Origin of the sequence: Daejeonella sp. (genome assembly GCF_044348475.1) — a bacterium.
Lineage (GTDB): Bacteria > Bacteroidota > Bacteroidia > Sphingobacteriales > Sphingobacteriaceae > Daejeonella.
Genome location: NZ_JBIKSU010000020.1, coordinates 1 through 13,562, shown reverse-complemented (window position 1 = coordinate 13,562; position 13,562 = coordinate 1). Strand labels below are relative to the sequence as shown.

General features: G+C 37.0%; 12 protein-coding genes. 3 read left to right on the top strand and 9 right to left on the bottom strand.

What is annotated here, in order from left to right:
• Window positions 1–33: 33 nt before the first annotated feature.
• The 5 genes from ACIQZ6_RS06615 to pepT form a co-directional block, all read right to left on the bottom strand.
• Entirely contained in the window at window positions 34–1,140 is a 1,107-nt protein-coding gene (locus tag ACIQZ6_RS06615; RefSeq protein WP_395809396.1) for an exo-alpha-sialidase, read from the bottom strand.
• A 111-nt stretch (window positions 1,141–1,251) separates the two neighbouring features.
• A complete protein-coding gene (locus ACIQZ6_RS06610) occupies window positions 1,252–2,265 on the bottom strand; it encodes a PIG-L deacetylase family protein (RefSeq protein WP_395809394.1) in 1,014 nt (337 codons plus the stop codon).
• 128 nt (window positions 2,266–2,393) lie between these two features.
• Complete coding sequence (locus ACIQZ6_RS06605; protein WP_395809392.1) at window positions 2,394–5,288, bottom strand: outer membrane beta-barrel protein; 2,895 nt, start codon at window positions 5,286–5,288, stop codon at window positions 2,394–2,396.
• A 49-nt stretch (window positions 5,289–5,337) separates the two neighbouring features.
• Window positions 5,338–6,162: a hypothetical protein gene (locus ACIQZ6_RS06600; protein ID WP_395809390.1), complete on the bottom strand. Its 825-nt coding sequence runs from the start codon at window positions 6,160–6,162 to the stop codon at window positions 5,338–5,340.
• Window positions 6,163–6,355: 193 nt separating this feature from the next.
• Window positions 6,356–7,612 carry a peptidase T gene (gene pepT, locus ACIQZ6_RS06595; protein ID WP_395809388.1) on the bottom strand — a complete coding sequence of 419 codons (1,257 nt, stop codon included), beginning with the start codon at window positions 7,610–7,612 and terminating at the stop codon, window positions 6,356–6,358.
• Window positions 7,613–7,715: 103 nt separating this feature from the next.
• Between pepT and ACIQZ6_RS06590 the strand changes: the two genes are divergently transcribed.
• The 3 genes from ACIQZ6_RS06590 to ACIQZ6_RS06580 all read left to right on the top strand — a co-directional run bounded on the left by ACIQZ6_RS06590 (window position 7,716) and on the right by ACIQZ6_RS06580 (window position 9,125).
• Entirely contained in the window at window positions 7,716–8,054 is a 339-nt protein-coding gene (locus ACIQZ6_RS06590; RefSeq protein WP_395809386.1) for an MmcQ/YjbR family DNA-binding protein, read from the top strand.
• Window positions 8,055–8,063: 9 nt separating this feature from the next.
• Window positions 8,064–8,318, top strand: a complete 255-nt coding sequence (locus ACIQZ6_RS06585) for a 4a-hydroxytetrahydrobiopterin dehydratase (RefSeq protein WP_395809384.1) — start codon at window positions 8,064–8,066, stop codon at window positions 8,316–8,318.
• A gap of 174 nt (window positions 8,319–8,492) precedes the next feature.
• The gene (locus ACIQZ6_RS06580; RefSeq protein WP_306551914.1) at window positions 8,493–9,125 is read left to right on the top strand and encodes a rhomboid family intramembrane serine protease; all 633 of its coding nucleotides are present in this window, start codon (window positions 8,493–8,495) and stop codon (window positions 9,123–9,125) included.
• 26 nt (window positions 9,126–9,151) lie between these two features.
• Here ACIQZ6_RS06580 and ACIQZ6_RS06575 read toward each other — a convergent pair whose 3' ends face one another.
• The 4 genes from ACIQZ6_RS06575 to ACIQZ6_RS06560 all read right to left on the bottom strand — a co-directional run bounded on the left by ACIQZ6_RS06575 (window position 9,152) and on the right by ACIQZ6_RS06560 (window position 13,424).
• Entirely contained in the window at window positions 9,152–10,141 is a 990-nt protein-coding gene (locus ACIQZ6_RS06575; protein WP_395809382.1) for a hypothetical protein, read from the bottom strand.
• 204 nt (window positions 10,142–10,345) lie between these two features.
• Complete coding sequence (locus ACIQZ6_RS06570) at window positions 10,346–11,122, bottom strand: DUF2490 domain-containing protein (RefSeq protein WP_395809380.1); 777 nt, start codon at window positions 11,120–11,122, stop codon at window positions 10,346–10,348.
• A gap of 99 nt (window positions 11,123–11,221) precedes the next feature.
• Complete coding sequence (locus ACIQZ6_RS06565) at window positions 11,222–11,863, bottom strand: carbonic anhydrase family protein (protein ID WP_395809378.1); 642 nt, start codon at window positions 11,861–11,863, stop codon at window positions 11,222–11,224.
• Between the two features lie 4 nt (window positions 11,864–11,867).
• Entirely contained in the window at window positions 11,868–13,424 is a 1,557-nt protein-coding gene (locus ACIQZ6_RS06560) for a SulP family inorganic anion transporter (RefSeq protein ID WP_395809376.1), read from the bottom strand.
• Window positions 13,425–13,562: the final 138 nt, after the last annotated feature.

The following is a 13,562-nucleotide window of genomic DNA, read 5'->3' as shown; positions in this document are numbered from 1 at the left end:
TCTCTCTTTGATTTTTTCGGCAAAAATTATTCTTTACTTGAAATCTTTAAAGTCTAGCTCTTGAAACACAATTCCTTCATAAGGCGATTTGATTCCTGCTTCATAAAAGCAAGCAAGATTTGAGTTGGCAAGCACTACCAAATTAGAATAAGCCGATGGGCCTTCATGCAATATATTTTTCAATTTCCAGGTCTTGCCCATGTCTGTAGAGATCCTTACGGTCATATTACTTCTTGAATTGATACTTGCTGGGTTTGAAAAAGCAAGAAAGGGCTTTCTTCCCTTTTTATCATACCAGATCATGCTGGCCTGACAGATGGGCTCAATCAATGTATGATCAGCTTTTAATTCCGACCAGGTTTCTCCACCATCTTTGCTCGTTGAGGTTTGCCGAACCCTAAATGAATTATAGTTCCGCATATTCAGCAAAAGTTCACCTCCAGGTAGCTCTGCCACGGTACATTCATTCACCTGGTCTGTTGGAGTTGTGCCACCAAGTTTCCAAGTAATGCCGCCATCATCAGAATGTATGGTATGCGAATAATATTTCTTGGTTCCAGATTCAATATGATCACTCGGTATTACCAAGCGGCCATTGTATTGTTTTGAGCTCAGTTGTATTCCATTAACCGGACCGGTAGCGTACCAGGTCCAATTCGGCTTTTTCACATCAGATGTTATTTCTCTCGGTTTTGACCAGCTATTGCCATCGTCAATTGAATTTAAAACAACTATCCGGCGCGTATTCTTGCTTTTTCCATCGATGATCATGGCCTCAGTATCACTGCCAAGATTCCAGGTAGATAGTAAAATGATGTTGCCTGTTTTTCGATCTACTACCGGAGCCGGATTTCCACAGGTATTATCTACATCATCCCAGATAATCATCATTTCTGACCAGGTTTTACCATTATCAGATGATCTTTTCACAACCAGGTCAATATCACCCTGATCACCGCCTCCATTTTTTCGTGCTTCGGCAAATGCAAGTAAAGTTCCCTTATTGGTATTTACAATTGCTGGAATTCGAAAAGACTTATAACCATTTTCCCCGCTTTTATAGATGTAATTAAGCTCCTTAGATTGAGTTGCTTGAATCAGTAAGCATATAAAAACAGATAGTATCGATATTTTTTTCATTGATTTAATGGATCTAATATAGATTAAGGTTAGGTTTTACTATCAATCTAAATGCCCTTTCTAAATAGTATTGAGGCTTTTAATTTAATATTCTATTCGCTTGATCAACACTTATTTATCCACTGCATTTTTCTCAATATAGTCACTTAAAGCAGAAACAGGATTTCCAATATAATGGTAAGCTTCTGCCCATTCCAATCCATATTTTTTACCAATTTCCTTGTCGGATGGTGTTCCTCTTTGGGCTTGAGAATCTATATCAAGTACAAAATGTTTGACATAGTTGAAGTCTGCTGACTCATCGGTATCGCCCAGTATTGGTAATTTTTTACCCTTTTCTGCCAGGCTCTTTTTAATTCTTGAACCATTATCTCCTCCAGGACCCTGAGTAGTAATTACCACATTGCTCTGAACTTTGGTATCGATATGCTTGCTTATATCTACTATTCGGTTCACCAGTTGCGGGCCTCTTGCAAAATAATAGCGCTCATTTACGGCATGCGGTTTTACAACATCCAGTTGCTCTGGGTAATCGACACTGCCCGACATCCACCTTGCGGCTTCTACAGCTTGTGCAGTTACATAATGATCCGGATTTTCTTCATAATGCCCCCAAGGGTCATAACTGAAAATAGTATCAACTTTCAGTAATCTAAATAGGAAAATCAATCGTCCTTTTATTTCCTGGGTATTGTATTCATCCATCCGATGGTTACGGTATCCCAAATTATATACTTTTTTAAGCCCAAGTACTTTGGCAACTTGATCATTGTCCTTTTCATTATTCAAAACTCTGTCGCCATCAGTACCGCTACCTGCTGCATCGTCATTGGTAATCCTGATAAGATAGCCAGTATACCCTTCGCTAATCAATTTGGCAATGGCTCCACCTGCAAATAAGGTTGCGTCATCAACATGCGGTTGAATAACAGCTAATACTTTACCTTCATGCGGCCTGCCTTTGAGGCTTCTTTCAATAAAGATATCATCAGCTGCTACAGCTTCATTCTGCTGGTGTTCTATTTTTTCGGAAGCCTGAGCCTCATTACTTATTAGTGTTGCATAGGCAGCTGGGATAATTGCTCCTGCAGCTAATCCCTTTGAGATAAAATTTCTTCTTTCCATATTGGGTTGATTTCTTCATTCTAATATAGAAAATATCTGTTGGAATAAACTTGATGAATTGGCAAAGCAATGCAAACAAAAAAGCCGCTCCTTTTTTGGAAGCGGCTATTTATTATGACTGTATTTATTTAATTATAATTAGAGCCGCCACCTTGACCGCTTCCTGATCTATTATACATTCCAGGCCCCATTGGTTGCATCTGCTGTTGCGGTTGCTTTCCACTAAATTTTTGAATTCTCATGGTAAAACTTAGCATGACATATCTAGATAAACGGTTGCTCTGACTATCGGTGATTACGTTACCAGTAACAGATCGCGAAACGCTGGTATTTTGATCTAAAAGGTCAAACCCTTGCAAGCGCAAGGTTGCGCTTTTATCTTTTAAGAATTGCTTTTCAAGATAGGTATTGATAATGAATGGATTAACAGCTAAGGCACTACTGTAGCCATTATTAATTGACTTGCTGAAATCAGAACCGATAAGCCATGATTTAAGGAAGAATACTTTACTGTTAAAGTTCAGTGTGTAAGTAGATACCTTGGTATTATTGTTTGTAATCGCATCATTTGTGTTGCTGTTAAAGCTATATCTCAAACCTGGATTTAATTCAAAATTCTTATTTGGATTGATCTGCATATTCAAACCCTGTGAGAAGATCCAGTTCTTGCCTGTATTTTTCTTATCGTCTGTGAATGATATATTATTGATGTAGTTTGCTGAGCCATTGAATGAGAACACATATTTTTTTTCCTGGAATGGTTTAGAATAATTGTAATAGGCATTGGTAGTGAAATAACCATCTGTGTTCAGGTAACGTGATTCCTGAACCAGTCCGATTGCCGGGTCCATCTTACGTACAATGTTTGAAACGATCTTATTCTCGGTATAGTTACCAGTTAAGTTGAAGAATAAAACATCGCCTGAACTAAAATTGAAATTATTATATCTAAAATTAAGAATATGTGCAAATTCAGCCCCCAGATTTGGATTACCATACACAGGGTATTGCGGATTAGAGATATCTGGTGTTGGTTGCAATTGAATGTATGTTGGTTCATTTGCTCTTCCATAATAATTGGCATTAAATGCTCGGGTACGCGAGAAATTATAAGAATATCTTGCTGATGGAATAATATTAAACCCGGTATTTCGGTTAGGTGTAGTAACTCCCATGACTACTGATCTGCCTTCCAAAACGTTAGGCTGAGCACTTAAACCGAATGAATAATTATATTTCTTTTGATTTACCCTGTAATTCATTCCAAAGCGGTTGGTGCTGAAGGAGTAATCAAAATCATTACTTAAGGAAGTATTGTAGGTAGATAGTCCTGCGGGAGTAATATCAAATGTTTCCCGTTGATTTTTATAGTTAGTAGTACTATGGTTATAATTGAATTCCAGATTTGTTGTTGCACTTAATGGCTCGTTATAAGACAGGTTAGCATTGATATTTGAATTCCTGTTATTATCATATAACTCCTGATTCCTGTAAACGGTTGAGGTTCCGCCATTAACAATATAATTGATGTATTGTGTTAACTGATCATCTTCCTGTTTAGTTTTTGCATTATTTGCAGAAACAAATAAGGAAAGGTTTCTTCCTCTCTTTTTTAGGCGATGGTTGAGTAGAATATTAGCACCAAAATTAGGATTCCTAGAAACTGTGTTGTTTACAGTAGTACCATCTGAACTCAAACGATTATTGTCTGATTGAATATAACTGGAGCTTCCAGCATCTGTAGTTCCACCATAGCTGAACGAGGGACTGAATTTAATGAAATTCATACTATCCGGTTTGTATTCAAGATTCCAGTTAAATCGGTGATTATCATTGATTAGATTTTTCACGGAAGTTTGATCAGTAGAGATCAACGAGCTTTGGAAATTATTTTGTTGAAGTTGATCACTCAAAACATCATTATTGCGGTCTGAATAGCTGTAATTACCATATGAGCTTAATTTAGTGCCATAATCTTTACGATAGTTCAAGCCGATAGATCCAACTGCGGTGAGTCCGTCGCTGCTTCCTCCAAATCCCTGGAAACCACCACCGCCACCACCCCATCCACCACCACCAGTAAAGCGCATGCCACCCCCGCCGCTACCACCTGCTGATTGAACACGAGCGCCACCGCCACCGCCACCAAATCCGCCACCGCTACCAAAATTAAATACAGAACTATTGGTATTATTCAAATTACCTATAAATGAAAATTGTTCGGTGTTATTATACGTGTTAGCGGTTAATGAACCCTGGTATCTGTCTTTATCGCCACCGCCAAGTGTGCCTCTGGCAAAATATCCTTTGTTTTTATCAGCTCTAATAGTAAAATTCAGAATCTTCTCAGGATCTCCGTTTCTAATTCCTGTCAGGTTTGCTTGATCGCCATAATCATCAATGATTTGGGCCGATTCAAGGATATTAGCAGGAAGTTGCTGCGTAGCAGTCTTAACATCGCCACCAAAGAAGTCTTTACCGTTAATTCTAACCCGGGTAATAGCCTTTCCTTGTGCAGTTACATTACCATCTTTATCTACCTCTACGCCAGGCAATCTCTTTAAAAGATCTTCTGCCAAAGCATTTTCTCTTAATGGATAGTCTGATGCCCTGTAAACAATGGTATCTTCCTTGATAGTAACTGAAGGGGTACCTGATATAACTACCTCTCCAAGCATTCTATTTTCGGCTTTCAGTGTAATTGGATCAAGTATTAAAGGGCTTGCTCCATCTTTGTATAAAAAACGCTTATTCAAAGCCTGATATCCAAGGCTTGATACGGTAATTAGAAATGTAGAAGACTTAATGCCTTTAAAAGCAAATTTACCATCTATATCTGTTCGGGTGAAAATAGTATCTTTTCCGGCAATAAATTTCACCGTAGCTGCAATAATGCTTGTTCCTGTTGAATCTTTGACTACTCCGCTTACATCACGGTTTGTTTGTGCCATGGTACCATAGCTTATAAACAAACCGATAATTAAGGGCAATATTCTTTTCATATTATTTTGTAATTGTTTCATAATTGGTTTTTATTCCGTCTGGCTATTTTTTATGCCCAGGCAGATTTTTTTATTTTACAGCAAGCGTACTCTTGATAAAAAACTCAGGTATAATAATGGTTTTACTGTAAAAAAAATTCCTTCTAGGCATTCCGCCATACATCCCATTGTAGTTCCTTCCGTATCTTCCATTATATCTTCCACCATAAGATCCGCCATACATATCTTCATAATCATTCATATCTCTTTGTTGAATTGCTGCAGGTCCTTGAAATCCATTTATACGGATTCGGTAGGTTATAAGTTCAGTACTGCCAGGTTCAATTCCAAGTAAGCGGAGCGGTATGGCAATTTCCTGAATCATATTATTTTTTTCATCAAATGCAGTTGCCGCCTTTATTCCATACGTATTGTAAAGAGATATCCCTCCGTCTACCAGTTCTTTAAATCCTTCTACTTTAATTTCTTTAATCTTTGAAATTATGCGCTTTTGAATTTCTTTAGGCTCCGGTTGTTCGGTTTCAATTACTTTTTTTCCAGGAGTTCTGTCAAGAATTGGAAATGTTACTGTGGGAGGAGTCTTTTTATTACTTTCATAGTTGGCAGAGAAGCTTATCCCTCTGGCAAGAATTTTAGTTAAACCCTCTTGTGAATTGTTTTTTATTGCGAGGTAAATATTTTCATTGTCATTGGATAAGCTGTAGTAAAGCTTGGTTTCCTCGTTATATAAGTCAAGGCTATCTTTCCAATCATTGATAAATCCATCAACCTGAACTGGTTTTTCTGCCCATCTTGTGTTGATCAATTCTGCCTTCTTCTGTGACCAGCCCTGAACCGGCATGGCTAGAAAAGTACTAATGCAGAGAATAAAAATGCTGTTGATTTTAATCATCATATGGGTTTAGACTTTATCGGCAATTAAGGTTTAATAATACTTAGTAATGATTTCATTACAATTGGATTTAGGTAACATAAAGCAAGAAAATTGAATTTTTTGGCAATTGGTTTTCAGCAAAAGCTGCAAATATACCGTAGTATTTACTGCCTTTTGTTAAAATCAGGTAAGATTACCGTTATAAAGCAATAATTTAATTACTCTTCTCTTCCCAGATCATGGCAAGGTTCACTAGGGTCTGAACTGCTTTTTGCATGTCCTGAACAGACACCCATTCTTGTTTGCTATGAAAAGCATGTTCACCGGCAAAGATATTTGGGCAGGGTAATCCCATGAATGATAGTCTAGAACCATCTGTTCCTCCTCTTATGCTCTGAAGTTTTGCTTTTAATCCTGAACGTTCTATAGCCTCAATCCCCAATTGAGTTAAATTCGGGTATCGATCAAGAACAGATTTCATATTCCGGTATTGCTCTTCTACAATAAATTCATAGCTAGAATTGGGATAAACTTTAATTGCTTGCTGAATAGTTTGTTCAAGTACCAGCTCATGACTTTTTAGCAATTCAGTATCAAAATCACGGATAATGAACTCAATTTCAGCTACTTCTACACTTCCACTAATTGAAACAGGGTGAATAAAACCTTCAAGATCTGAGCTGCTTTCTGGACAAAGTGTTGCTTTAGGTAACAGTGAAATAATTGCTGAAGCTATCTTAATGGCACTTTCCATTTTGTTTTTTGCAAAACCCGGATGAGCACTAACTCCATGGATGATTACCTTTACACCGTTGGCCGAAAAGGTTTCATTTTCAATTGATCCGGCACTCTCTCCATCAACGGTATATGCAAAATCTGCACCCAGCTTTTTGATATCAACATGATCAACCCCACGGCCAATCTCTTCGTCAGGAGTGAAAAGAATTTTGATTGTGCCGCGTTTAATTTCAGGATGATTAATTAGAAATTGTGCCGCATCCATTATTTCAGCTATACCAGCCTTATTATCTGCGCCAAGTAATGTTAATCCACTGGCAGTGATCAGGTCATTGCCTATCTGATTTTTTAGATCAGCATGATCGTTCATGTAGATGATTTGTGTAGGATCATCGGGCAAAATTATATCCTGACCCTGATAATTTTGGTGTACGATTGCCTTTACATTTTCACCCGAACAATCGGGCGAAGTATCCATGTGCGAGCAAAAACAAATGACAGGCACTTTCTTTTCTGTATTGCCTGGAATACTTGCATAAACATATCCAAAATCATCTAGATGAGCATCTAATAAGCCCATTTCAAGAAGCTCAGAAACAAGCAACCTGCCCAGATTTTTCTGCTTTTCTGTAGATGGGCAAGTTGCTGAACTCGGATCAGACTGCGTATCAATTGCCGTATATCTTAAAAATCGATCGGTAACAGTATCACTTATATTTTTGTGAGCGCTCATTTTTATCTAGCTTTAGGTAGTTTATGCAAAATTAGCTAAAACATCCTGCATGAATAAATTAGCCCAATCTGACCAATAGTGTTTGGTCAATTATTCGTGTCAAATGAACATTGAAAGTTTAAGAGATTATTGTCTTTCAAAAAATAAGGCAGAAGAAAGCTTTCCTTTTGGTGAGGATACACTCGTTTTCAAGGTGGCGAATAAGATTTTTCTTTTATGTAGTTTAAATCAGTGCGATCGGTTTAATGTCAAGTGTGATCCCGAAAAGGCCATATTACTCCGCGAAGAGTTTGATGAAGTACAGCCCGGCTGGCATATGAATAAAACACATTGGAATACTGTATTTATGAATGGTAGGTTAAATGATTCCCAGTTAAAGCAAATGATCGATCATTCTTACGATCTGATAATTAGCAGTTTGCCAAAAAATAGACAATTTTAATATATAATTATGGCTTGGAAAGAAGTTGAAAACAAAACCAATGGCGCGCAGTATCTTGAAAAGGAATTCGTCTTTAAAGATTTTATCTCTACCTGGGCATTTATGAATAAAGTGGCATTATTGGCCGAAAAGTTTAGTCATCATCCTGATTGGTCTAATTCATACAATAAGCTAACTATCAGGTTAAGTTCACACGATGCGGGTAATATAATCACTGAAAAGGATAGGAATCTTGCTAATCTTATCGATAAGCTAGACCATTGATCGTATATTTGTTTCTTGCAACATGCTCAGAAGCGTCTTTTTAAATTTTATTAAGATGTCAAAAAATAATTCTACTATTTTATTTTTTGATACAGCATTTCAGAGTTCAACTAGTAATAAAAAAAATAGCTCATTGACCGCTTGATCGGTTCAATAAAATTAGATTTGAAATAAATGGAGAGTTTTATCAATGATACCCCGGTAGCTACACTAATTTTTATTTTCACAATAGTGACGAGCATTTATGCTTTTTCAAATGCTGAGGTATATGGAAAGTTCATGCTTCATCCCTATAGTGTGAGCCGTGGCCGCCGGCTTTACAGTATGATCACCAGTGGTTTGATCCATAAAGATTGGACTCATTTACTGGTTAATATGCTTTCTTTTTATTTTTTTGCCTTCACCCTCGAAAAAACATTTGTTTCACTGAGCAGCTGGGGTCATGTTCAATTTGGGGTATTGTATTTAGCCAGTATCATTCTAAGCGATATTACCTCAATCTTAAAGCATAAAGAAGATTTTTGGTTTAATAGCCTTGGAGCATCAGGTGCTGTTTGCGCAGTAGTATTCGGCTATATTTTATTCTACCCAATGAGTAAAATGATGATTTTTCCAATACCAATTCCTATTCCGGCGGTAATTTATGGATTCTTGTTTTTAGGATATTGCTGGTATGCATCACGTAATTCAAGAGATGCCATTAATCATGATGCCCACTTTTATGGGGCATTAACCGGAGTTCTTTTTACCATAGTTTATCACCCTGATGTGGCTGGTTATTTTGTAAACCAATTGACCGGTAGATAAGCGATAGTCTGAATCAGTTTTTCTTGTTAAGAAGGTAAATCAACTGAATGCGCGGGTAAGAATTCCTTGTTTTCATTAAAAAGATAGCTCATCGGATTTTCAGGATCCTTCAGTATTTCGAACAACAAGACACCCCATGGTTTCCAGAAATTTTCTAGAACTTGTGCATAGGTTTTATTTAGCCAGCTATCAAAGAGTGGCTTATTACTCATTCCCATTAATGGCATCGCTTCTATAAATACAGTATCGTGCGTTGGTATTACAGTATATTCTGGCAATCGGTTGAACAGGTAATTCGAATAAAAGAAACGCGCGCATACCTCCTCGAATTGGGCTGGATGTAAAGGTTTTATATTGATTTTTGTCAGGGTATCTTTATGATATATCGCATTTGTACCATTATCCTGTAAGCAGGCAATAATCCCAAAATCTTTCATTGCTATAGAAAAAGTAAGCGTATTAATTTCATCTCGGTAATTGAACAGATCCTGTTTGGCATCAATCTTGAAAACGCGAATTGACCATGGCAGATTTCCTTCAAAAACAATTGCCTGAGTAAGTGATTGTAGCATCAGGTGTAGGTTCCCAAACTTGTGAACGAGCGATTGCGAAAAAATAAATTCTTCGCCTTTAGCCTTCTGCTGAATCATGCCTATGCGTATTTCATTGAATAAAATACCATAAACCATTTTGCCAATCCATTGAAATAATTTTAATTCAGGCAATTGTATTACAGAATCATATCCTGTTAAAAAGGCAGTTCTTATTTCTTTTTCTAGGGGTTCTATGGCATCATCATAAACTTTACTCGAGCATGGCAGTTTCATATGGCTGTAGGTAGACATGCTTTCATCAAGAAGTTTGAAAGGCTTATCTTGAAGCTGGTACTCCTGCATAAGCCAAAGTGGGAAAACCTGGATCTCCTCTTCAGTTGATTGAAGTTTTTCGCCGCTCAGAAAGCAAGATTGTTTACTGAAATTTAAACGTTCGAAAGGTTTGTAAAGTTGAACTGCCATGGATAGCAAAGGTAGTAAACCCGCTTATTTTATTTCGGGAGCTTTGGTATTTGTATGGTACTATTTTTTTTACCTCGTCAATACTTTTTGCAGTAGGTTCTGCTTTTATAGAAAACTTCTGGTATTCTTCGATAAAGCTATTTTCTAGTTTAAAATCTTTGTTAATAAAAAATCAATAAAGGTTTTAATAGGAGGTAAAGCTCACTAAAAATTTAAAATTGTACTCAAAAGTATTCCTTTATTGTTTTGAAACACATTACTTCCATTTACTTCTCGGGATAGTTGTACAATTTGATTCAGGTAACCCCCTTCAATACGGAGCTTTGGTGAGAAGCGATATCCTAAAAGAATTCCCAATCTGTTTTGGTCTAAAACATTTTCATTCACGTTTTGCCCAAAACCAATTAATAGCTCATCATAAACAGCTGCGTAAGGGGTATTGTTGCCAATTGTATTTCCCTTCAAAGGAATTTGTAAACGAAACATATAACGGAATCTGTTAGAATAGACAAACTGCTCTTCTTTTTCTGATAATGCATTTGAATATCTTCCAATCCATCTTTGCTCTAACATGAAACGATGGCTGAGTTCAAAGTTTCTGATCTTATCGCTCAGGTTTACCATTTGCCAGGATCTATGTTCTGTGAACTGTTTGCCAAAACTATTCAATGGGATATCTCCGTAATTATAGGTTTCTGCTAATGCATAGCCTGCCCGAATACTAAGCTTTGGGTTTACTGTAAAGTTTATTCCTGTGCGCAGCAGGTTTTGCATGGGTTCTGTGATCAGATCATCGCGCCTCCACTGAACCTCAGAATTCAAGGTCCATGCATTGTTTAGTTTGATATTTGCGGTAAAAGCATACCAGCCGATACTATTTGGATCGGTTATTCTGGTATTCTGCGAATATGAAACCAGAGTAGTTGTACAAAATACAAGGGCTAGTATGAGTTTTTTTATTCGATTTTTTTGATCAATCACAGAATTGAAGTAGAAGGTGATAAATTTATATTTTATTTTTTCATGCCTTTAAGCCTATAAAAAAGGCACCTGATAGAGGTGCCCTTATATTATTTAGACTTATTTCAGGATCAATGTATCCTCATAAAATTCTACTTCGCCCGTTGAAATATCATGCGTTCCTCCAACTATTCCGATCTGTCCACTTTCAATCATCTCTTTTAAAATGGGGCTTCTTTCCATGATTGCTTTAACAGTACGCTTAACATTAATGCTAGAAACCTTTTCAACAAAAACTGAATTTCCTGAATTTCTGTTTTCCTTTACGGTAACCTCATCATCCACAGCAGGTCTTATTTTGGTTAAAAGTGCGGTAAGGTTTCCCATTTCAACATGATCACATGCTCCTTTTACTGCACCACATTTAGTATGTCCTAACACAACAATAATCTTTGAACCGGCTACTTTACATCCAAATTCCATGCTGCCAAGAATATCTTCATTAATGATATTTCCTGCAATTCGGACACTAAATACATCGCCCAATCCCTGATCAAATATTAGTTCTGCTGAAGTTCTTGAATCAATGCAGCTCAATATAACCGCAAATGGATGCTGTCCATCAGAGGTTTCATTTGCTTGCTGTAAAAGATTGCGGTTTATTTTCAGATTACTTACAAATCGCTGATTACCTTCTTTTAAAAGTTGTAGTGCTTTGGATGGAGAAATTGATTCCTGTAATTCTTTGGTAAGTGTTTTCATAATCTTAATTATGGATGGGTTCTATAAAATTGATGGTTTCTACTTTAATGTTTTTTGTTTTGGCGTTAGTTCGGTAATTGACTATTAATTCTACCACATCATGTGCAATGGATTTTGACTTTGTACAATCAATGATCACTTTAGAATCTGCAGGTATCTCATCTAAAACTTTTAATACACTGGCTTTGTTAAAGAAAGAAACTTCCTGTGCAAGCTCCAGATGATAAACCTTTTGCCCATCTTCAGTACTGGTATTTGACTGTAAATGGTGTGAATTTCTGTAACTGTGTCGCAGCGTATAGAAGATTCCGAAAAGTAAGCCAATAGTAATACCCTTGAGAAGGTCAGTTAAGAGGATGGCTACCACAGTTGCTACAAATGGGATGAATTGTTCCCAGCCTAATTTGTACATCTGTTTAAAAAGTTCTGGTTTAGCCAGTTTATAGCCTACCATGATTAAAATTGCTGCCAAACTTGCAAGTGGAATCATGTTCAAAAGGCCCGCAATGGTGATGGCACTGATTAATAGGAAGACTCCATGCAGGATAGCAGACATTTTTGTTTTCCCACCAAATGAAATATTTGCTGAGCTTCGAACAATTACCTGAGTAATTGGCAAACCACCAATCATTCCCGAAAGTATATTTCCTAAACCCTGTGCTTTTAGTTCCCGGTTTGTTGGAGTAACTCTTTTGAATGGATCTATTTTATCTGTTGCCTCCACGCAAAGTAGCGTTTCCAAACTAGCCACAATAGCCATTACCAATGCAATTTTATAAATTTCAGGGTTAGTTAATTGTGTAAAATCAGGAAACGTGAACTGGGTTAAAAACTGCGAGAAATTTTCTGCGACCGGAAGTTGTACTACCTGATCGCTCGCAAGACTAAAGTTCAAAATTCCGTTTTGGAATAGATAATTCATCACAATTCCTAGAATTACTACAACGATTGGCCCCTGAATTAGTTGAAATATCTTATGTTTTTTGGTTAAAACAGTATCCCACAAAATCAAAATAGCAATGGATATAGAAGCAATTAGTATTGCGCCTGGTGTTATCCATTCAAATGCTGAAGCCAATGCTGAAAATGTATTCTCACCGTCTGCCTGAAAAAATGCATCGTCACCTTCAGTGTCTTTATCATATCCTAAAGCATGTGGAATTTGTTTTAAAATAATGAGGAGCCCTATACCAGTTAACATCCCCTTTATTACAGATGAAGGAAAGAAGTAGGCTATAAAACCTGCCTTGGCAAATCCCATGGCTAATTGAATGACACCCGCTAAAACCACTGCCAATAAAAAAGCAGGCCATGAACCAAGTGTAGCAATTGATGTAAGAACAATTACTGCAAGTCCGGCTGCTGGGCCGCTAACACCAAGTGCTGATCCGCTGGCCATTCCAACAATGATTCCACCAATAATTCCGGCAATGATTCCTGAAAAAAGCGGTGCTCCTGATGCAAGGGCAATACCCAGACATAGCGGAAGAGCCACGAAAAATACGACAATACTGGCTGGGAGATCGCTTTTAATGTCTTTAAACATGTTTTTAAGTTCCATTTTTAATTCTTTTTTTGATGATACTGCAAAGATAGCATTATTATTTTAAATGATAGTATTACTATCTCATGTAATTGTAAAACTTTTATCTACTTTTGTAATCTTGATATAATGGAAAGCAATTTGTATTTACGATTT

Bases quoted from the DNA above. Each gene is read 5' to 3' on its own strand.
- ACIQZ6_RS06615 (WP_395809396.1), bottom strand. From the start codon at position 1,140: ATGAAAAAAATATCGATACTATCTGTTTTTATATGCTTACTGATTCAA.
- ACIQZ6_RS06610 (WP_395809394.1), bottom strand. From the start codon at position 2,265: ATGGAAAGAAGAAATTTTATCTCAAAGGGATTAGCTGCAGGAGCAATT.
- ACIQZ6_RS06605 (WP_395809392.1), bottom strand. From the start codon at position 5,288: ATGAAACAATTACAAAATAATATGAAAAGAATATTGCCCTTAATTATC.
- ACIQZ6_RS06600 (WP_395809390.1), bottom strand. From the start codon at position 6,162: ATGATGATTAAAATCAACAGCATTTTTATTCTCTGCATTAGTACTTTT.
- pepT (WP_395809388.1), bottom strand. From the start codon at position 7,612: ATGAGCGCTCACAAAAATATAAGTGATACTGTTACCGATCGATTTTTA.
- ACIQZ6_RS06590 (WP_395809386.1), top strand. From the start codon at position 7,716: ATGAACATTGAAAGTTTAAGAGATTATTGTCTTTCAAAAAATAAGGCA.
- ACIQZ6_RS06585 (WP_395809384.1), top strand. From the start codon at position 8,064: ATGGCTTGGAAAGAAGTTGAAAACAAAACCAATGGCGCGCAGTATCTT.
- ACIQZ6_RS06580 (WP_306551914.1), top strand. From the start codon at position 8,493: ATGGAGAGTTTTATCAATGATACCCCGGTAGCTACACTAATTTTTATT.
- ACIQZ6_RS06575 (WP_395809382.1), bottom strand. From the start codon at position 10,141: ATGGCAGTTCAACTTTACAAACCTTTCGAACGTTTAAATTTCAGTAAA.
- ACIQZ6_RS06565 (WP_395809378.1), bottom strand. From the start codon at position 11,863: ATGAAAACACTTACCAAAGAATTACAGGAATCAATTTCTCCATCCAAA.
- ACIQZ6_RS06560 (WP_395809376.1), bottom strand. From the start codon at position 13,424: ATGGAACTTAAAAACATGTTTAAAGACATTAAAAGCGATCTCCCAGCC.